The organism is Laceyella sacchari, from assembly GCF_004343255.1.
Classification (GTDB): Bacteria; Bacillota; Bacilli; order Thermoactinomycetales; family Thermoactinomycetaceae; genus Laceyella; species Laceyella sacchari.
This window is the reverse complement of record NZ_SMDD01000003.1, coordinates 234,316-253,551: the sequence shown is the minus strand read 5'-3', so window position 1 is coordinate 253,551 and position 19,236 is coordinate 234,316. Positions and strand designations below refer to the sequence as shown.

15 protein-coding genes are annotated in these 19,236 nt (G+C 51.9%); all 15 read left to right on the top strand.

Annotated elements, in window-relative coordinates:
• Positions 1-34: 34 nt before the first annotated feature.
• The 15 genes from EDC32_RS11510 to murG all read left to right on the top strand — a co-directional run bounded on the left by EDC32_RS11510 (position 35) and on the right by murG (position 19,148).
• The gene (locus tag EDC32_RS11510; RefSeq protein ID WP_054095994.1) at positions 35-955 is read left to right on the top strand and encodes a ketopantoate reductase family protein; all 921 of its coding nucleotides are present in this window, start codon (positions 35-37) and stop codon (positions 953-955) included.
• 22 nt (positions 956-977) lie between these two features.
• Positions 978-2,372: an MFS transporter gene (locus EDC32_RS11505; protein ID WP_158283347.1), complete on the top strand. Its 1,395-nt coding sequence runs from the start codon at positions 978-980 to the stop codon at positions 2,370-2,372.
• A 59-nt stretch (positions 2,373-2,431) separates the two neighbouring features.
• A complete protein-coding gene (gene bshC, locus EDC32_RS11500; protein ID WP_022736468.1) occupies positions 2,432-4,072 on the top strand; it encodes a bacillithiol biosynthesis cysteine-adding enzyme BshC in 1,641 nt (546 codons plus the stop codon).
• 82 nt (positions 4,073-4,154) lie between these two features.
• Positions 4,155-5,417, top strand: coding sequence for an adenosylhomocysteinase (locus EDC32_RS11495; RefSeq protein ID WP_022736467.1), 1,263 nt, complete (start codon positions 4,155-4,157; stop codon positions 5,415-5,417).
• A 139-nt stretch (positions 5,418-5,556) separates the two neighbouring features.
• Entirely contained in the window at positions 5,557-5,988 is a 432-nt protein-coding gene (mraZ, locus tag EDC32_RS11490) for a division/cell wall cluster transcriptional repressor MraZ (protein WP_022736466.1), read from the top strand.
• Between the two features lie 16 nt (positions 5,989-6,004).
• Positions 6,005-6,937: a 16S rRNA (cytosine(1402)-N(4))-methyltransferase RsmH gene (gene rsmH / locus EDC32_RS11485; RefSeq protein ID WP_022736465.1), complete on the top strand. Its 933-nt coding sequence runs from the start codon at positions 6,005-6,007 to the stop codon at positions 6,935-6,937.
• A 47-nt stretch (positions 6,938-6,984) separates the two neighbouring features.
• On the top strand, positions 6,985-7,350 hold the full coding sequence (gene ftsL / locus EDC32_RS11480) for a cell division protein FtsL (RefSeq protein WP_022736464.1): 366 nt from the start codon (positions 6,985-6,987) through the stop codon (positions 7,348-7,350).
• A 67-nt stretch (positions 7,351-7,417) separates the two neighbouring features.
• Positions 7,418-9,181, top strand: coding sequence for a peptidoglycan D,D-transpeptidase FtsI family protein (locus EDC32_RS11475; protein WP_022736463.1), 1,764 nt, complete (start codon positions 7,418-7,420; stop codon positions 9,179-9,181).
• Between the two features lie 202 nt (positions 9,182-9,383).
• Positions 9,384-11,300, top strand: coding sequence for a stage V sporulation protein D (locus tag EDC32_RS11470; RefSeq protein ID WP_132222345.1), 1,917 nt, complete (start codon positions 9,384-9,386; stop codon positions 11,298-11,300).
• 287 nt (positions 11,301-11,587) lie between these two features.
• Positions 11,588-13,084 (top strand): UDP-N-acetylmuramoyl-L-alanyl-D-glutamate--2,6-diaminopimelate ligase, encoded by a 1,497-nt coding sequence (locus EDC32_RS11465; protein ID WP_132222343.1) that lies wholly within the window; start codon positions 11,588-11,590, stop codon positions 13,082-13,084.
• Positions 13,081-14,475, top strand: a complete 1,395-nt coding sequence (locus EDC32_RS11460; protein ID WP_246026934.1) for a UDP-N-acetylmuramoyl-tripeptide--D-alanyl-D-alanine ligase — start codon at positions 13,081-13,083, stop codon at positions 14,473-14,475. The genes EDC32_RS11465 and EDC32_RS11460 overlap by 4 nt, the downstream gene beginning before the upstream one ends.
• A 9-nt stretch (positions 14,476-14,484) precedes the next feature.
• Positions 14,485-15,504 carry a phospho-N-acetylmuramoyl-pentapeptide-transferase gene (gene mraY, locus EDC32_RS11455; RefSeq protein ID WP_022736459.1) on the top strand — a complete coding sequence of 340 codons (1,020 nt, stop codon included), beginning with the start codon at positions 14,485-14,487 and terminating at the stop codon, positions 15,502-15,504.
• Positions 15,501-16,877 (top strand): UDP-N-acetylmuramoyl-L-alanine--D-glutamate ligase, encoded by a 1,377-nt coding sequence (gene murD, locus EDC32_RS11450; protein WP_132222341.1) that lies wholly within the window; start codon positions 15,501-15,503, stop codon positions 16,875-16,877. Before mraY ends, murD begins: the two co-directional genes overlap by 4 nt.
• Positions 16,878-16,913: 36 nt before the next feature.
• Complete coding sequence (gene spoVE, locus EDC32_RS11445) at positions 16,914-18,014, top strand: stage V sporulation protein E (RefSeq protein ID WP_132222339.1); 1,101 nt, start codon at positions 16,914-16,916, stop codon at positions 18,012-18,014.
• A 21-nt stretch (positions 18,015-18,035) separates the two neighbouring features.
• Entirely contained in the window at positions 18,036-19,148 is a 1,113-nt protein-coding gene (gene murG, locus EDC32_RS11440) for an undecaprenyldiphospho-muramoylpentapeptide beta-N-acetylglucosaminyltransferase (protein ID WP_132222337.1), read from the top strand.
• The last annotated feature ends 88 nt before the right edge of the window (positions 19,149-19,236 follow it).

Sequence of the window (19,236 nt, the reverse complement as noted above, 5' to 3'; positions counted from 1 at the left end):
TTGGCTCCTTTTTCATATGAGAGGAGGGGGCGAGATGAAGACGGCCATCATCGGTGGTGGTGCGTTGGGGCTTTTGTGGGGTGCCCGATTGGTCCGGGCGGGTTGTCCAGTAACAATGATCGTAAGGACACAGAGTCAGGCCGCCACGATCAAGAAGATGGGAATTACCGTACAAAGCTTGTCAGGCGATGAATGGACCGTGCCGACAGAAGCGTGCGCCAGCTCATCTCTTCCATCCGGTAAAGCCGACAGTGTGTTCGTCATGGTGAAGCAAATGGACCTGCCGGCGGTCACCCCGCTAATTGCGTCCTTGGCTCATGAGGAAACGCAAGTTTTGTTCTGGCAGAATGGATGGGGACATGGGGAAATCGTCAAGAAACTGTCTGCGCAGGCTTGCACCTACTTGGCTGTGACCACGGAAGGCGCTTTGCGGTTGGGGGAGAATCAGGTGGCACATACTGGAAACGGCGAAACGTGGGTCGGCCCGTATCCGTTTTCGCGCAAGGAACCGCATCCTGCATTGGAGCGCTTATGGCAACTGGAACAAAAGATGGCATGGGATCCAGACATTTTGGTTCGGATCTGGGAAAAACTAGCCGTAAATTGCGTCATCAATCCCTTGACGGCGTTGGAGGATGTGCCAAATGGCGAAGTGGGACATCCGCGGTTCGAACAAATGAAGCGGGCGATCATTGAAGAGACGGTTCGCGTTGCTCGCGCGGAAGGCATCCGGCTTGATACGGGCGCTGTGAAGGAAAGGGTGGAACGGGTCATTCGTTTGACCGCTCGCAACCACTCGTCAATGTTGCAGGATATGAAGCGAGGACGGAAGACAGAAATTGCCCACATCAATGGAGCGGTGGCGGAACTGGGCGCCAAATGGGGCATCCCCACCCCCGTCAATGCAGAGTTGGTGCGACGGGTTCAGGATAAAGAAGCGCAGATTGGATGTTGAACACGCTGGAGGGAGTATTATCTTGACACGTTTTAAACGGTTCACGTTGGAAACGTATGTAGTGGCGATGGTTGCGATCGCCATTGATGCGATCATCCTGGCTCCGGCCTTGCCTTTTGTGATGAGTGAGTATCATGTGCCCATTCATTGGGGAGTGTGGACCATCTCGTTGCACCTTGCTGTTTTTTCCATGGCATTGCCGGTGATGGAAAATGCGGCGATGAGCATAGGACGTATGAAAATATTACATGTCGCGCTGGGGCTTTTATTTGTGGGAACGTGGATGGTGTTTACGGTCAAGTCTTGGGTGTGCTTGATGTGTGGAAGAATCATTCAAGCAGTGGGCATAGGTGGCGCCATTCCCTATATTTCCGTGCAGGTTCGCCGCATCATGGCCCAACAAAATCGTCAATGGCAATCGATGGCCATGTTGGTGTTGGGGAGCACGGTGGCCTCCATCCCGTGGTTGGTTTCAGGACTTATTAAGTTGCTCGGTTGGCGGTTTGCTTTTTTGTTCCACGGGTTGGGGGGCGTGGCTTTGTTTGTCGTCTCCCGCAGATGGGTTTGTTCTGACCGCCCCCAACGAATGCGCGTCACCGGAGGGGCGTCCATTTTCTTTTTCGGGCTGATCTTGTTTTTCGTCATGGCTGGATTGACGAAGACGGATTTGTTGGGGGGATGGCCTGCTATTGCGCAACCGGATGTATTGCCTTTGTGGATCATGGGCGTGGGAATGATTGTTCCGTTGTTGATGGTGGAACGGCAAAAAAGCCAACCGTTTTTTGAACCGCATCTTTTCGCCAATTGGCGGTTTTGGCTTCTGTATGGCCAAGCCGGACTATCCGGATTCATTTGGACGGGGTTCGTGCTAATACCTTTTTGGGCTGCGTACAGTTACGGATTTGATCATATCACTGCTGGTGCATTGTTCTGTTACTTGGTACTTTGCTCTTTGTTTGCACTGTCATTGGTGCAGTCGGTGGCGAGAGCATGGGGCTTTCGATGGACGGCAGTGTTCGGGTATGGACTGAGTGCGCTGTCTTTTCTCGCTTTGGCGCTAAACCCGCCGTTTGTCTGGTCATTCACCGCGTTTGGTTTGCTTAGTTTCGGCCTGAGTTTTGTGTTAGCCGCGCCCGTTCATCAGCCGCTGTTTGCTTGGGTGCCCAATCGGCGCATGCGCAGTGGGATGATGGCGTTGGGGATGTTTCGCGTGGCGGGGGGAGCAATCGGCCTTCTCACCGTGAGCCGAATTTTCACCGCGGCCAATACCCGGCTGTTATTTTGGACAGCGGATATGGCCTTGCCATCGCAAGTGGTTGCCGCGGGAGTGTCAAGTGTTTATTGGTTTTCGGCCTTTGCATCGCTCGCAGGCATTTTTCTCAGCATGTTGGTGCGATTTCAGCGTCCCGTTCTATGAACTTTTCGTGATATACTATAGAAAGGTAAGCAAAGTATACGATAAAGAAGGAGTCACATATGGAAATCAAAGCGAGCAGGCTACCCGTTGGCAACCCGTTTATGGAGCGTTATCTGGCTGATGACGAATGGGTGCGGGCTTTTTATGAGTATAATCCATGGGATGAATGTAGCGTTTCGAATCGATTGGAATACATTGAGCAGGAGTGGCGCGGTGCTGATCGGGCGGAGCTGGCCGAGGTCATACGGGCGTATCACACTCCAGAGCTGTTGCATCCGGCTGTTGAGCGCAATCTGACCCGCTTGGCAGATTCCAAAAGCTTGGTTGTTATCGGAGGGCAACAGGCGGGGCTGATGACTGGCCCATTGTATACCTTGTACAAAGCAATCACACTGATCCAGTTGGCGAAACAGGAAGAAGCCCGATTAGGGCGCCCTGTCATTCCGGTGTTTTGGATTGCAGGTGAAGATCACGACAGCGAAGAAGTGAATCACATCCATGTGCATGACCGCCATGACGGCTTGACCAAAGTGGAATGGACGGGACAGCTGTCAGGCAAGCAACCCGTGTCCATGCAAATGATGCAACCAGAGGAGATGGCAGCCTACCTGCAAACATTGACCCAGATCATGGGGGATGGTGCGGCGAAACGGGAATGGCTGGAGGAGATGCAAGAGTTACTGGAGGGCCCGGTCGGCTGGACACGGCATTTCGCACGGATCATGCACCGTCTGTTCGGTCGGGAAGGGCTCCTGCTGATCGACTCGGCTGATCCTGGTTTGCGCCGCTTGGAAGCGCCGTTTTTCACTGTTTTGATTGATCAAAGCGCATCAATTCAAGAACGAGTGCAACAAGCGAGTGCCGGATTGGTGGCGTCGGGCCTTACCGAACCAGTACATTTGCAAGATGGGCAAGGAAATCTGTTTTTGATGGAAGCAGGTGAACGGCAAGCCTTGTACCGTGGTGTGGGAGGCTGGGTAACCAAAAACGGCGAAACGCGGTTGACGCACGAAGAACTGGTCAACATCGCGCATGAGTCGCCGGTGCGATTGAGCAATAATGTTATCACCCGGCCATTGATGCAGGAATATCTGTTTCCAACCCTTTATTTTGTGGGTGGGCCCGGTGAAGTGGCTTATTGGGGTTTGCTCAAGCAAGCCTTTGCACAAGTGGGTTTGCGTATGCCGATCGTGCTTCCCCGCCTACAGGTGACGATCCTGGATCGCAGGGTGCAAAAGCGCATGAATGAGTTTGGGCTTTCTGCGACAGATGTGCTGGCTGGCCTCGATGATAAGCGGGAAGCGTGGTTAGCAGAGCGGGTGCCCTTTGCGCTTTCGGAACGCTTTGCCACAGCCAAACAGATCATCGAGCAGGAATACGAGGCGCTGATAACTGATCTGGAGCAAGGGATTGGCAGAAATACGCGGGAAATCGGGCAAAAGAACCTGAGCAAAATTTTAGCGCAAGTAGAGTATTACCAGCATTTCACTGAGAGAGCCGTGCGGGAGAAACACCAGGTTGAGTTGCGCCATTGGGAGGAGCTGTCGCTGGCAGTCACGCCTGACGGCAAATTGCAAGAACGGGTGTATAACTTCCTTTCTCTTTGGAACGCTTGGGGATTGGATTGGCTACACCGCCTGTTGGAAACCCCGCTGGTCGGCCAAGGGCGGCGGCATGTGCATTATTGTATGTTCTTATAATCCGAATTTGTTAATGGGATTACTTGATGTATAATATATCTGTTGGTGAATAAAGAAACGCATGCATTTGAGGAGGAGCGACATGAATAGTTTGGATAAAAGCACCATCCGCGATGTTAACTTGGCTCCGGCGGGACGCCTGAAAATGGATTGGGCCAAGGAACATATGCCCGTGTTAAACCGCTTACGCGAACGGTTATCGGTAGAGAAGCCCCTGGCTGGTAAAAAAGTAGCAATCTCTTTGCATTTGGAAGCGAAAACCGCTTGCTTGGCGGAGTTGATTCGTGACGCTGGTGCAGAAGTGACAATTACCGGGAGCAATCCGCTTTCTACCCAAGATGATATTGCGGCAGCACTGGCGGTAGCGGGCATCACCGTTCATGCTAAATACGATCCCACGCCGGAAGAATACAAAGAACACCTGATCAAAACCTTGGAAGAAAAGCCGGATTACATAATCGATGATGGCGGCGACCTTGTGGGAATCCTGCACAGTGAGCGCCCAGACCTCCTGGAGAATGTGAAGGGCGGTTGTGAAGAAACCACGACGGGCATTTTGCGCCTGCGTGCGTTGGAAAAAGCAAAAGAGTTGCGGTTCCCGATGATCGCCGTCAATGACGCTTGCTCCAAATTCCTGTTTGACAACCGGTATGGAACGGGCCAATCGGTGTGGGACGGAATCAATCGCACCACCAACTTGGTGGTCGCCGGCAAAACCGTCGTCGTGGTCGGCTATGGCTGGTGTGGACGTGGCGTGGCTATGCGGGCCAAAGGGCTTGGAGCTCGCGTTATTGTGACCGAGGTTGATCCAATTAAAGCGACTGAGGCGTACATGGACGGCTACCTGGTCATGCCGATGAGCGAAGCGGCGAAGCAAGGGGATTATTTCGTGACCACCACCGGCAACAAAAACGTGGTGAACGCCGATCATCTCCGCGAGATGAAACATGGCGCGATTTTGGCTAATGCCGGCCATTTTAATGTGGAAATCGATGTAGAAGCGCTGGAGCAAATGAGCGTGAGCAAACAAACGGTACGCAAAGACATTGAAGAGTACACCCTTGAAGACGGACGGAAGCTGTACCTGCTCGCTGAAGGGCGTTTGGTCAACTTGGCCGCAGGTGATGGCCATCCAGCGGAAATCATGGACATGACCTTCGCACTCCAAGCGCTCTCGCTGTTGTACGTGGCGGAGAACCATGAACAGATCGGGCCGCGCGTGCTGGATGTACCGTACCAAATCGATGAGCAAGTCTCCCGGTACTTCTTGGAGGCTAACGGTGTCCAAATCGACAGTTTGACCCCGGCGCAGGAAAAATACCTGGCGAGCTGGGAACTGGAATGAATGGAAAATGATGTAAATTAGGCTGTTAAATCCTGCACATGAGTGCAGGATTTTTTAATGGGCGTGTGGTATAATTACCAATGTGGTGGAAAGTGGAGGGAAGTGGTAGGGAAGGGGGAGAGAGGGGAGTGACAGTGGGATGTTCATGGGTGAGTTTCGGCACAATATCGATGAAAAAGGACGGATCATTGTGCCAGCCAAGTTTAGAGAGGGACTTGGCGATTCATTTGTTATAACCCGCGGATTAGACCACTGTTTGTTTGCATACCCTCAATCCGAATGGAAACAATTAGAACAGAAGTTAAAAACCCTTCCATTTACCAAAGCAGATGCACGTAAATTTACGCGTTTTTTTTTCTCAGGAGCTTGTGAAGCGGAATTGGACAAACAAGGCCGCGTTAACATACCCAACCATCTCCGCGAATTTGCTCAGCTGACAAAGGAATGCGTCATCATAGGCGTCTCCTCACGCGTAGAGATTTGGTGCAAGGAGCGGTGGGATGAGTATTATGAGAGCTCCGAGGAATCATTTAATGAGATCGCAGAAAGCATAGTAGATCTGGATCTGTAGTCAAAGGATGAACAATGTGTTTGAACATGTAACCGTATTACGAGAAGAAGCAGTGGCTGGTTTAAATCTGAAGCCGGACGGGGTGTATGTCGACTGCACGCTAGGCGGGGCGGGACACAGCCGCCTCATTGCTGAGCAGCTGGGTCCGTCAGGCACACTGATCGGATTGGATCAAGACCAGATGGCGCTTGATCATGCCGAGGAGCGCTTGGTCGGCGTTTCTTGTCGGCTCCATTTGGTCAAAACCAATTTTCGGCACATCGCCCGTGCCGTTAAAGGGTTGGGATTTGAATCGGTTGATGGCATACTGTTTGACTTGGGGGTATCTTCTCCGCAATTGGATCAGGGAGAAAGAGGTTTTAGCTACCACCAAGAAGCCCCCTTGGACATGCGAATGGACAAAGAGCAGGAGCTGAGCGCCTTTCAGGTGGTGAATGAGTGGCCTGAAGAGGAGCTCGTCCGCATCCTGTTTGAATACGGGGAAGAGAAGTTTTCACGCCGCATCGCTAAAATGATCGTGAAAGAGCGTAGCAAGGCGCCAATATCGACCACACTGCAATTGGTCGACATCATCAAGCAAGCCGTGCCTGCGCCAGCGCGCCGAACGGGGCCACACCCTGCACGACGCTCATTTCAAGCGATCCGTATCGCCGTCAATGATGAATTGAACGCGTTTCGCGATGCGCTTGCCGACTCGGTCGGACTTCTCCGCCCACAAGGCCGAATCAGCGTCATCACATTCCATTCGTTGGAAGATCGCATATGCAAGCAGTTTTTTCTAGAAGAAGCCAAAGGATGTGTTTGTCCACCTACCTTTCCGGTTTGTACCTGCGGACAGACACCAAGGCTAAAGATCATTACGAGGAAACCGCTTTTACCAACAGATAAAGAAATAGAGAGAAATCCAAGAGCACGTTCTGCCAAATTGAGGGTCGCAGAGAAAATATAAAAAAAGAGGGATGAAGGAGAAGTCGGTAGCGTGAGGAGGATTCATATATGAGACGGGATCAATATAACGTTGCGGTCGCCCGCCCCTTTGAGAAGCCTTATACGAAAGTGCGGGACAAAAAACAGAAAGCGCCCCGCACGATCGTCACGGTGGGCGAAAAATTGCTATACTTGTCTAGCGTCATCGTCTGTGTGGCGTTAGCGTTGGTGGTTTTGTCCAAATATGCCAAAGTCAACGAATTGAATGTGGCGTTGCAAGAAACGAACGCAGCCATTGAAGAAGCACACAAGGTCAATTTCAAACTGGAGACGGAGAAAAAAAAGCTGGCGGATGTTGAGCGGATTCGAAAGTTTGCGGAGAGCAACGGCTTGGAATTGACCACCCCCAAATACCTCCCGTCGATTCGGCCATGATGAGAGAGTTTTCATCGACTAACAGCACCACCAATGAAATGGATTCGTAGATGGGAGAGGCTGAATCATGGGCTCGCTGATTAAGAAGAGCAAAGAGCGTTCTCTTCTGATCGGACTCCTATGGTTGCTCTGTTTGGTTGTGTTGATTTTCCGCCTGTTTTGGTTGCAAACTTTTAACCATGATGAGTTGTTGGCTCAAGCAAAAGAAGAGTGGATCAAATCAGAAAAGATCAAGCCGAAGCGTGGCAGTATCTATGACCGAACCAAGGGACAACCATTAGCATGGGAAGTGGACGCTTACTATTTTGTAGCTGATACAAGCAAAGTCAAAGATGTGAAGGGGACGGCAAACGTGCTGTCGCCCATTCTGGGTATCGATCGGGATGTGTTGATTCGCAAATTGAGCGTGAAAGATGGTTCAGTTGAGCTTAGGGACAAAGGCAAATACAAATATCCCGAAAACGTGTACCGTCAAGTCGTGGCGTTGCGGGAAAAAGGGAAGATCCATGGTATTTACGCCTTCTCTACAACGATGCGTCAGTATACCCGTTCAACAGCTGCGCATCTTTTGGGGTTTGTGAATGTGGATGGCAAAGCCGTCGGCGGCGTCGAGCAGTTTTATGACAAGCTGTTGCGTGGCGAAGCGGGCTATGTCAAATATCTCAAGGCGAAAAATGGCATGATGATTTCGGACACGCCGGATAAAAACCAACCGCCGCAACAAGGGAAAGATCTCGTACTTACCATTGATTCTCAAATTCAATCGCAGGTCGATTTGGAGCTGGAAGAAGCGATCAAAAATTATCAAGCCAAAGGCGGAACGGCGATTGTAGCAGATCCTCACACTGGCGAGATTTTGGCCATGGCCAGCCGGCCGACATTTGATTCAAACTCGTACGCATCCACATTGAATGACGAAAATCGGACCAACCGAGCGATTGAGAGCCAATTTGAACCGGGGTCAACCTTTAAAATCGTGACATTGGCCGCGGCGATTGAAGAGGGGATCTTCAACGCAAACAAGACTTTCCAATCGGGTGCGATCAACATCGCTGGCCAAATCATTCGCGATTGGAATGGCACCGGATGGGGGGAGATTAGCTTCCGGGAAGGTGTCAAGCAATCGAGCAATGTGGCATTTGTTCTGCTGGGCAAGGCGCTGGGGCCCAAGAAACTGGCTGATTACATTGACCGGTTTGGCTTCGGCAAGATTACCGAGCGATTTGGTAAAAAGACCGGAATCGATCTTCCGGCAGAGGCACGGGGCGTGTTTTTTGGTCGTGACCTCTATCCGGCAGAATTGGCTGCCACATCTTTCGGGCAAGGTGTATCTGTCACCCCGATTCAACAGGTTGCTGCTATTTCCGCTGTGGCCAACGGCGGAAAGTGGATCAAACCCCATGTCTTGAAAGAGGTGTGGGAACCTCAGCTTAAACGTAAAGTGAAAGAGGTCAAGCCCGAGAGTAAGCGTATTATTCAGGAGTCGACGGCCAAAAAGGCCCGTGAGCTATTGCGTGAAGTGGTGCGCAGTGGTACGGGAACCAAGGCGGATTTGGCAGGGTATCGCGTAGCCGGCAAAACAGGTACAGCCCAAAAGCCAGACCCTACCGGCAATGGATATTTGAAAGGCAAGCATATGGTCTCATTCATTGGTTTTGCTCCTTATGACCATCCGGACTTGGTTGTTTATGTGGCCATTGATGAGCCGTTTGTGGAAGGTGGAGAGGCGTCAGGCGGTACGGTAGCCGCTCCTGTCGCCAAAAGCATCTTGGAGAAAGCCCTGCCGATTCGCAAAGTCGAACGAAACCAATATGCGGACGGCGTAAAATGAGAAGCGCCGTGCTCCGCTGACAGGCGGTCGGCCGGTCAATCATATAAATGGAAAGCCTGGCAGGGAGTCGGGCTTTGCCAACAAACCACCAGTTGCATCAAGGGCAACTGGTTTTTTATTGCCACGGGAAGCTTGTCATTTTTCTTTTCTCGTTCACATAGCTTGAAGGTAAGAAGAGACTCCGGAAGAGAGGAAGGAAAACATGCGTGGTCGACGGGTAGTAGTCAGAAAACGGTTGTTCTCCTTGTTACTCATCGCTGTCTTCATATTGACGGCGTTGATGGGTAGATTGGCTTATGTCCAATTATTTCAAGGTACGTGGTTAGCGGAAAAGGCGAAAGACCTGTGGAGCCGCGACATTCCTTTTGAAGCGAAGCGGGGGAAATTGCTTGATCGCAATCGAAAAGAGCTCGCTTACAATGTAAGCACGCCATCGGTCATGGCCATACCGGCACAGCTCAAGGATCCGGCCAAGACGGCAAAAATTCTGGCCAGCATTTTGCAGGGGCCTGAAGAAAAGATCTATGAACAAATCACCAAAAGAGAAGTCATCAATCGCATCACGCCGTGGGGTCGGAAAATATCCGAAGAAAAGGCTCGCGAGATTCAAGGGCTTCGGTTGCCGGGAATTGCCGTCGTCGAGGACAGCAAGCGGTTTTATCCATACGGTTCGATGGCAGCGCATGTCCTGGGGTTCACAGGCATTGACAATCAGGGGCTGGCGGGCATTGAGCTCATTTATGATGAAAAGTTGCGCGGAACCAAGGGCTACGTGTCATTTAGCACCAACGCCAGGGGGGAGAAACTTCCCGGTGGAGTGGATCGCTACACACCGCCCCGTGACGGAATGAACTTGGTCACCACCTTGGATTATCAGATCCAAACCATCATTGAGCGCGAGCTGGATCAGGCGATGGCTGAATACCAGCCGGAGAATATCTTGGCGATTGCGATGGATCCGCAGACGGGAGAGTTGCTGGGGATGGCCAGCCGCCCTACCTTTCGCCCCGATCAATACCGGACAACCAATCCGTTGATCTACAACCGCAATTTACCCATCTGGAAAACGTACGAACCTGGTTCCACCTTCAAGATCATTACCTTGGCGGCCGCATTGGAAGAGAAGAAAGTAAGCCTCAACGAGTCATTTAATGATCCCGGGTATATCATGGTCGGCGGTGCCCGCTTGCGTTGCTGGAAAGCGGGTGGGCATGGACATCAAAACTTTCGAGAGGTTGTGGAGAATTCCTGTAACCCCGGTTTTGTGACCCTGGGGCAACGCTTGGGTAAAACCACCCTTTTCTCATACATCCGCAAATTTGGGTTTGGACAAAAAACGGGCATCGATTTAAACGGTGAAGCCAAAGGTATTTTATTCAAGGAGAGCCGGGTAGGGCCAGTGGAGCTGGCTACCACCGCTTTCGGGCAGGGAGTGTCGGTGACACCGATTCAGCAAGTGGCCGCCGTATCCGCGGCGATCAATGGGGGAGTGCTGTATGAACCGCACCTGGCCAAAGGATGGGTTGATCCGGAAACAGGAGAGATGGTGGAAGAAATTAAACCCAAAGTGAAGCGACGCGTGATTTCCAAAGAAACATCCAATCAGGTTAGAAACGTTCTAGAGAGCGTAGTAGCACGGGGTACTGGCCGCAAGGCGTTTGTCGATGGATACCGAGTGGGAGGTAAAACAGGAACAGCGCAGAAAGTAGGGCCAGATGGACGGTATATGAGAAACAACCATATTGTTTCGTTTATCGGGTTTGCCCCTGCCGATGATCCCCGTTTGGTGGTGTACGTCGCAGTTGACAACCCGAAAGGCATTCAGTTTGGCGGTGTGGTCGCTGCGCCGATTGTGGGCGACATCATTGAAGACAGCTTGCGTTATATGAAAGTGCCTAAGCGCAAAAATCAGATTCCCCCGGAAGATACACCGCTAACTCCGGCGTTGGTGGGCACACCCAATTTGACCGGACAAGATATTGAACGCATTCGCAACAGTTTGTTCTCATTTCCACTTCAAGTGTACGGAGAGGGGCGCATTGTGGTTGATCAGATGCCAAAACCCGGCCAGCGGGTGAAAAAGGGCACTACCATTAAGATCTATTTAGGTGATGGGTGAAGAAATCTGCATCATAGCAGGGAAATCGGCCCGATGCTTTGTGATTTCTTTGCAAACAATTTGCAAACAAAATGCAAACGGAGAGAAGCGGTAAGCGGGTGCAGTTACTGGGTTTCCCCTGTTTGTCTGGCGTGAGCGGCCTGTCAATGCGCCGCCGTGGATGAGGGCGTGACAAGTGACAAATAAAACAAAGGAGATTAAAATAGTGGATGTGCATCATCTTGTGCCAGGAATGATGAACCTGGCTTTTTGCTTGTCTGTCCGCTTTTTTGAAAAGGAGGAGCAACATGCAGTTGAAAGAGTTGATCCGGCCGTTGCTGGTACATACGGTGACGGGAGATCCCAATGTGGAAATCACCGGCATCCAAATGGACTCCCGTCTTGTGAAACCGGGAGATTTATTTGTTGCTGTACGTGGTTTCACAGTTGACGGGCATCAGTATGTATCCGCCGCCATTCAAAACGGGGCTGCGGCCGTGATGGTGGAAAGTCCGGTCGACAGCGACGTGCCGGTCATCATGGTGCCGGATAGTCGGAGGGCGTTGGCGGTTGTCGCGGCGGAATATTACCGTCATCCAACGCGCGAATTAAAATTGATAGGCATCACGGGCACCAACGGAAAAACGACCACTTCCTATCTCATCGAGAAATTGCTCGGTGACGCCGGACATCCCGCGGGGGTGATCGGCACAGTCCAGATGAAGATTGGAGACAAGATTTTTCCGGCCAAACATACGACCCCGGAAGCGCATGATCTGCAAAAAGGATTTCGGATGATGCGGGACGAGGGTTGTGAGTATTCAGTCATAGAAGTCTCTTCGCATGGTCTGGCATTGGGGCGGACACGCGGTAGTCAATTTCACATTGGCGTGTTCACCAATCTGACGCAAGATCATCTGGATTACCATAAGACGATGGAAGAATATCGCCAAGCTAAGGGGCTCCTCTTCAGCCAATTGGGCAACCGTTATACGAGCGAGCCGGGGGAAAATGCGTTTGCTGTGCTGAATGCGGATGATGAGGCATCGGCCTACTACGCGGCGATTACACCAGCGCAAGTGGTTACCTACGGGATCGATCGTCCCGCGGATGTGCGTGCCTCAAACATTCGCATCACTGGGCGCGGGACCGCGTTCACATTGGAAACATTCCGCGGTTCTTGCGAGATAACGCTCCAATTGATCGGCAAGTTTAACGTGTACAATGCCCTAGCTGCTATTAGCGTCGGCTTGATCGAGGGATTGCCATTGGCTGAGATCAAACGGAGCTTGGAGCAAATTCCGGGGGTGAACGGCCGATTCGAGCCAGTGCATGCAGGCCAACCTTATACTGTATTGGTTGACTATGCTCACACACCGGATAGTTTGGAAAATGTGCTTACCACCATTCGCGAGTTTGCGCAGAAGAAGGTTACTTGCGTGGTGGGATGCGGTGGGGATCGCGACCGCACCAAGCGGCCGTTGATGGCCAGAATTGCGGCCAAATACAGTGATTGGACGATTTTCACCTCTGACAATCCTCGTTCGGAGGAGCCGGAAGCCATCATCGAAGACATGTTGGCAGGTATCGACCCGGCTGAACGTGACAAAGTTGTCACGATTGCTGACCGCCGCCAAGCGATCACAGAAGCGATCCGGTTGGCTGAGCCGGGAGACATTATTTTGATCGCTGGGAAAGGGCATGAGACGTACCAAGAGATTCAAGGGGTGCGATACGATTTTGACGACCGCCAAGTGGCTCGGGAAGCCATCGAAGCTAGAGCGGAGGGAGGAAACGGCCAATGAGCATGGAACGGACATGTGAGTGGATAAGCCATGTCACAGGGGGAAAACTTGTCGGCACCCCCACGGCGCGGCATCTGCTTGTGCGGGGAGTTTCGACGGACACCCGGACGCTTCAGGCCAACCAATTGTATGTCCCTCTGGTCGGAGAGCGGTTTGATGGTCATCAGTTCCTGAATCAAGCGGTGGACAAAGGGGCTGCCGCGGCATTGTGGAGTTCTCACCAGCCGTTGCCGGAAACACCACCCATCCCACTGATCGTTGTGGATGATACGCTGTCGGCTTTGCAACGCATCGCTTCCAGCTATCGGGATGAGATGCAAGTACAGGTAGTGGCAGTGACCGGCAGCAATGGGAAGACGACAACCAAAGACTTGATCGCAGCCGTGTTATCGGAAGCGTATCGGGTGCATAAAACCAAAGGTAATTTGAACAACCACATCGGGGTTCCCTTGACGTTGACGTCCATGTCGGAAGATACCCAAGTGGCTGTGGTTGAGATGGGCATGAACCATGCTGGCGAAATCGAGGTTTTGTCACACCTTGCTAAACCGGATGTGGCCGTGATTACCAACATCGGTGAATCCCATCTGGAGTTTCTCGGAAGCCGAGAAGGAATAGCCAAAGCCAAATTGGAAATTAAAAAGGGACTGAATGAGCGAGGGCCGCTCATCTATGACGGAGACGAGCCACTGTTGGCAGGATTGTTGGCTGATGATCCGCATCCTAAGGTGCGGGTGGGCTGGTCTGACGAACTGGATGAGTCACCGGTAGATGTGGAGATGGTCGGCGTTGAAGGGTTCCGTTTCCGTTCGCGTCGATGTGGCACGCCGTTTGTTTTGCCACTATTGGGCAGGCATAATGTCAAAAACGCCTTGATGGCTGTTGCGGTCGGCCGGGCTTTGGGTATGGAAGAGACCGCAATTGCCCGCGGACTGGCCAAAGTGCAACTGACGGGGATGCGCCTAGAATTGAAACAGGCAACCAACGGCATGGACATCATTGATGATGCGTATAACGCCAGCCCCACATCCATGCGCGCAGCCATCGACTTATTGATGGAGCTGGCGCAGGGGAAGGAAAAGTGGGCGTTGCTCGGCGACATCAGAGAAATTGGAAGCACGGAAGAGCAATACCACAGGGAACTGGGAGCTTATGCCGTAGAAAAAGGGGTTTCGCGGCTATATACAGTCGGTGAACGGGGCCGCTGGATCGCCGAAGGTGCGCGGTCGGCCGCTTCAGGGAGTGCGTGCGTCATCCACCATTTCTCTTCCCACGAAGAAGCGGCGCAATTGCTGTCCGCTGAGGGAAACGCGCATATCCTGTTGCTCGTAAAAGCTTCCAGAGCAGTGCAATTAGACATCGTGATACGAAAATTAACAGAAGGAGCGTAGAGGGAGACAATGGGGAATATAGATTATCGCATCTTCTTGGTTCCGCTTGCAGTGGCGTTTGGAATAGCGGTGATATTAGGCCCGGTGATCATTCCGATTTTACGCAGATTGAAGTTTGGGCAGAGCATTCGTGAAGAAGGCCCACAAGCGCATTTGAAAAAGGCGGGCACGCCGACCATGGGCGGGGTCATCATCATGACGGCGATCGCGCTTACGGCGGTTCCGTTTAGCAGCATTCAACTGTTGAACAAAAATGAGTCCGTCATTAACGCTGACTTATTCTTCTTGCTGTTTGCCACCCTGGGCTATGGGATTCTCGGGTTTTTGGACGATTACATCAAGGTCGTGATGAAGCGCAACCTGGGTCTGACGGCGAACCAAAAATTATTCGGGCAATTATTTATCGGTTTGGTCTTATTCTGGGTGTTGTTGCAAGTACGTACACCAAAGGGCGGGTTTATCTTCGACGTGACGGTTCCGGGAACGGATTGGACGATCCAGCTCAACTGGCTGTATTTGCCGCTCTTGTTGGTGATGATGATCGGGGCGTCTAACGCCGTGAACTTGACTGACGGCTTGGACGGGTTGGTTTCAGGTACTGCTGTTTGTGCGTATGGCGCATATGCCATCATCGGTTACATGCAAAGCAATCCGACGGTTACCATCTTCTCTGTCGCTGTCGTCGGGGCATTGCTTGGTTTCTTGGTTTTCAACGCCCATCCGGCCAAAGTGTTTATGGGGGACACCGGTTCCTTGGCCTTGGGTGGGGGGATCGCCGCATTGGCGGTTATCACCAAGACAGAACTCTTGTTGCCGATCATCGGTGGGGTGTTTGTACTGGAAGCCATGTCTGTTATGATCCAAGTGGCTTCGTTCAAGCTGCGTGGCAAACGCGTTTTTCGCATGAGTCCGCTTCACCATCACTTTGAATTGGTCGGTTGGTCCGAATGGCGAGTGGTAACGACGTTCTGGTTTTGGGGATTGATTCTCGCTGTGATTGGAGTCGTGTTAGAGGTGTTCATTAAATGAGTCGTTTGACGAAGGAAAACTGGACAGGTCGTTCAGTTGTCGTACTGGGATTGGCAAGGAGCGGGGTGGCTGTCGCCAAGCTCCTTCACCATTTGGGGGCGAAGGTCGTGGTCAACGACTTGAAACCACGCTCGGCTTGCCCAGAAGCGAGTGAGCTGGAAGCGCTCGGCATTCCGGTCATTTGCGGTAAGCATCCTGATGATTTGATTCATGAGCAAGTAGAAATGCTGGTCAAAAATCCGGGCATCCCTTACCGGGCCAAGCCTGTTCAGCAGGCGTTGGCGGCCGGTGTGCCCGTGGTGACAGAAGTGGAAATCGCGGGCGCGTTGTCTGAGGCGCCGATGATTGGCATCACTGGTTCTAACGGTAAGACGACCACGACGTCGTTGGTAGGGCAGATTTTGACGCGCTCCCAAGTGAAGTGCACTGTAGCTGGCAACATTGGTCAAGCGTTGGCCGATGTGGTGGAACAGGTGACAAGCGACGAATGGTTGGTCGCCGAATTGAGCAGTTTCCAATTGAAGGGAACCGATCAATTTCGCCCACGTATTGCAGCTTTGTTAAACGTATTTCCGGCTCACCTCGATTATCACGAAACCATGGAAGATTATTTGGCGTCGAAGCGCAAGGTTTTTGCCAACCAAGAAGCCGGAGACATTGCTGTTTTAAACGCCGATTCACCGGTTTGCCGGGAAGTGGCGAAGACGATTTCCAGCGATATTTGGTGGTTTAGCCGCACTGCCCCGGTGGAGCAGGGGGTTTATGTACAAGATGGTGTAATCTACGTGATTAACGAAGGTCAGACGCAGGCGATCTTGCCTGTGGATGAAGTTGCGCTACATGGCGATTTCAATTTGGAAAACGCCTTGGCAGCTGCTGCGATCACACTGGCCGCTGGGGCCACGCTTGATGCAGTGGCGCAAACGTTGCGCGAATTTCACGGCGTGGAACATCGGCTGGAATATGTGGCGACCATCAACGGTGTACGTTATTACAACGACTCTAAAGCGACCAATGCCCAGGCGGCTATCAAAGCGCTGGAGGCTTTCACAGAGCCAGTCGTGTGGATTGGCGGGGGCTTGGATCGCGGTGTTGATTTCAAAGAGCTGGTTCCGGTGTTACGTGGCCGCGCTAAAGCTGTCATCACTTATGGACAATCCAAGTCGATTTTGGCTGAACGTGGACGCGATGCCGGGGTGCCAACCGTGCAGGTAGTCGATAATTTGGAAGAAGCGGTGAGCAGGGCCGCTGGTCTGGCTCAAGACGGAGATGTGGTGCTTTTGTCACCGGCTTGTGCCAGCTGGGACCAATACACCTCTTTTGAAGAGCGGGGTAGCATATTTAAACAAGCCGTGCATAGGCTTCAAGTATAAGAAGCTTGCCCAAATCTGTAAGAGGTGAAAACGCCCATGAAAAGTGTACGGACTTCTCCCGATTATGTGATTGTTGTTGCGATCTTGCTCTTATTATCCATCGGTGTCCTGATGGTTTACAGCGCGAGCGCTGCATTTGCTTATCACAAATACGGAGATGCCTTTTATTTTGCCAAACGGCAATTTTTGTTTGCCGCCTTGGGCGTTTTCGCGATGTTATGGATTTCTCGGCTGGATCCTCAGAAGTTTTATGAGTGGTCAAAACCCGGCCTTATCATCTGTTTTGTTTTATTGATTGTCGTATTGATTCCGGGTGTCGGCATCTTGCGCAACGGAGCGCGCAGCTGGCTGGGGATCGGGGCGTTTAGCATCCAACCTTCGGAGTTTATGAAATTGGCGATGATCGCTTATTTGTCAAGGATGTACGCAAAACCCGGATTCCCCATCGAATCGTTTGCCAAAGGGTTTGTGCCTGGGCTGATATTGCTGGGCCTGGCCTTCGGAGCCATTATGCTACAACCGGATTTGGGGACGGGAACTGTCCTGATGGGGACGGGTCTCGTCCTGATCTTTGCGGCTGGCGCGCGAATGAAACACCTGGTGGGCTTTATGCTGTTGGGAATTGTGGGTTTCGTGGGTCTCGTGCTGGCTGCTCCTTATCGAATCCAACGGATCGTGGCATTTCTCAACCCCTGGGAAGATCCGCTGGGTGCCGGCTATCAATTAATTCAATCGCTGTATGCGATCGGGCCGGGAGGATTGCTCGGATTGGGATTGGGAATGAGCAAACAGAAGCACCTTTATCTCCCGGAGCCGCATACTGATTTCATTTTTTCCATTTTGGCTGAAGAGCTTGGGTTTATTGGCGCCGCAACAGTGATCTTGTTGTTTGCAATCATCGTGTGGCGCGGCGTGCGCGTGGCCATTACATCACCTGATCTGTTTTCCAGTTTGGTTGCGATGGGGATTACGGCGATGATTATGATTCAAGCAGTAATAAACATCGGCGTGGTATCAGGAGCCTTTCCCGTGACCGGCATCACTTTGCCGTTTTTGAGTTACGGGGGGTCATCGCTGACATTGACGTTGGCGGCCGTCGGGATTTTGCTGAATTTGTCCCGGTTTTCAAACAGATGATTCGGGTGAGGAGGAGAGAGGATGAAGCGCATTTTGCTATCTGGTGGTGGAACGGGTGGACATATTTATCCAGCATTAGCCATTGCGCGCACAGTGAAGAAACGATATCCTGATGTAGAAATTGCTTATATTGGAACAGAAGATGGACTGGAATCGCGAATTGTTCCCAAAGAAGGGAACATTCATTACTATACAATAGAGGTTCAAGGATTCAAACGGAGCATTTCTTGGAAAAATGTAAACACGATTCGTACATTCATCAGCGCAGTTAAACGATCCAAAGCATACATAAAGGAATTCCAGCCGGATGTGTTTGTGGGGACGGGCGGTTTCGTTAGCGGACCACCGGTATATGCCGCCCACCGCATGGGAATTCCTACGCTCATCCATGAGCAAAACGTCGTGTTGGGAATGACGACGAAGTTTTTGTCCCGATATGTGGATGTGGTGGCGATCAGCCTAGAGGAGTCACAAAAATATCTGGGGCGTGCCAACCGCATTGTGTTTACGGGAAATCCCCGCGCGACCGAGGTGGTGCAGGCAAGTGCCACCCAAGGACGCAAATCATTGGGGATTGCCGATGTGCATCAGCCGATTGTCTTGCTGTTCGGCGGTAGCCGCGGTGCCAAAGCGATCAATGAAGCGGTCCTGCAGATGGTGGACCGGATGAAAGAACTTCCCCATGTGCATTTTGTCTATGTCACGGGGGAAGTTCATTTTGACGCCATCCGCTCACGGATTCCGATAGAAGAATACCCCAACCTGTCCGTCAAGCCGTTTTTGTACAATATGCCGGACATTCTTGCGGCGACCACTCTTGTTGTGGGACGAGCTGGTGCTTCCACCTTGGCGGAATTGACGGCGCTGGGCTTGCCTTCGGTATTGATTCCTTCGCCTTATGTGGCAAATAACCATCAGGAAGCCAATGCGCGATGGTTGGAAGAGCAGGGTGCTTCTAAAATGCTGTTGGAGAGCGAATTGACCGGAGAGACGCTGTGGCGAGAAATTAAACGCCTGCTTGAAGATCCGGAAGAACATCATGATATGAGTGAAGCGGCACGTCGGTTGGGACGGCCGCAAGCAGCTGAGGTGTTAGTAGATGAATTGGAGAAAATTGCAACAGCCCGCTTTTAATAAGCGCATGCAAGCCAGTGGGCTTTTGTCACATTGCCTGCGCACTGGCATAAACTGTGGTAAACCACTGTCGGTTGGGTTGCAGTCG

Excerpts from the sequence above, each read along its gene's own strand:
- EDC32_RS11510 (WP_054095994.1), top strand. The coding sequence starts at position 35 with ATGAAGACGGCCATCATCGGTGGTGGTGCGTTGGGGCTTTTGTGGGGT.
- bshC (WP_022736468.1), top strand. The coding sequence starts at position 2,432 with ATGGAAATCAAAGCGAGCAGGCTACCCGTTGGCAACCCGTTTATGGAG.
- EDC32_RS11495 (WP_022736467.1), top strand. The coding sequence starts at position 4,155 with ATGAATAGTTTGGATAAAAGCACCATCCGCGATGTTAACTTGGCTCCG.
- mraZ (WP_022736466.1), top strand. The coding sequence starts at position 5,557 with ATGTTCATGGGTGAGTTTCGGCACAATATCGATGAAAAAGGACGGATC.
- ftsL (WP_022736464.1), top strand. The coding sequence starts at position 6,985 with ATGAGACGGGATCAATATAACGTTGCGGTCGCCCGCCCCTTTGAGAAG.
- EDC32_RS11475 (WP_022736463.1), top strand. The coding sequence starts at position 7,418 with ATGGGCTCGCTGATTAAGAAGAGCAAAGAGCGTTCTCTTCTGATCGGA.
- EDC32_RS11470 (WP_132222345.1), top strand. The coding sequence starts at position 9,384 with ATGCGTGGTCGACGGGTAGTAGTCAGAAAACGGTTGTTCTCCTTGTTA.
- EDC32_RS11465 (WP_132222343.1), top strand. The coding sequence starts at position 11,588 with ATGCAGTTGAAAGAGTTGATCCGGCCGTTGCTGGTACATACGGTGACG.
- EDC32_RS11460 (WP_246026934.1), top strand. The coding sequence starts at position 13,081 with ATGAGCATGGAACGGACATGTGAGTGGATAAGCCATGTCACAGGGGGA.
- mraY (WP_022736459.1), top strand. The coding sequence starts at position 14,485 with ATGGGGAATATAGATTATCGCATCTTCTTGGTTCCGCTTGCAGTGGCG.
- murD (WP_132222341.1), top strand. The coding sequence starts at position 15,501 with ATGAGTCGTTTGACGAAGGAAAACTGGACAGGTCGTTCAGTTGTCGTA.
- spoVE (WP_132222339.1), top strand. The coding sequence starts at position 16,914 with ATGAAAAGTGTACGGACTTCTCCCGATTATGTGATTGTTGTTGCGATC.
- murG (WP_132222337.1), top strand. The coding sequence starts at position 18,036 with ATGAAGCGCATTTTGCTATCTGGTGGTGGAACGGGTGGACATATTTAT.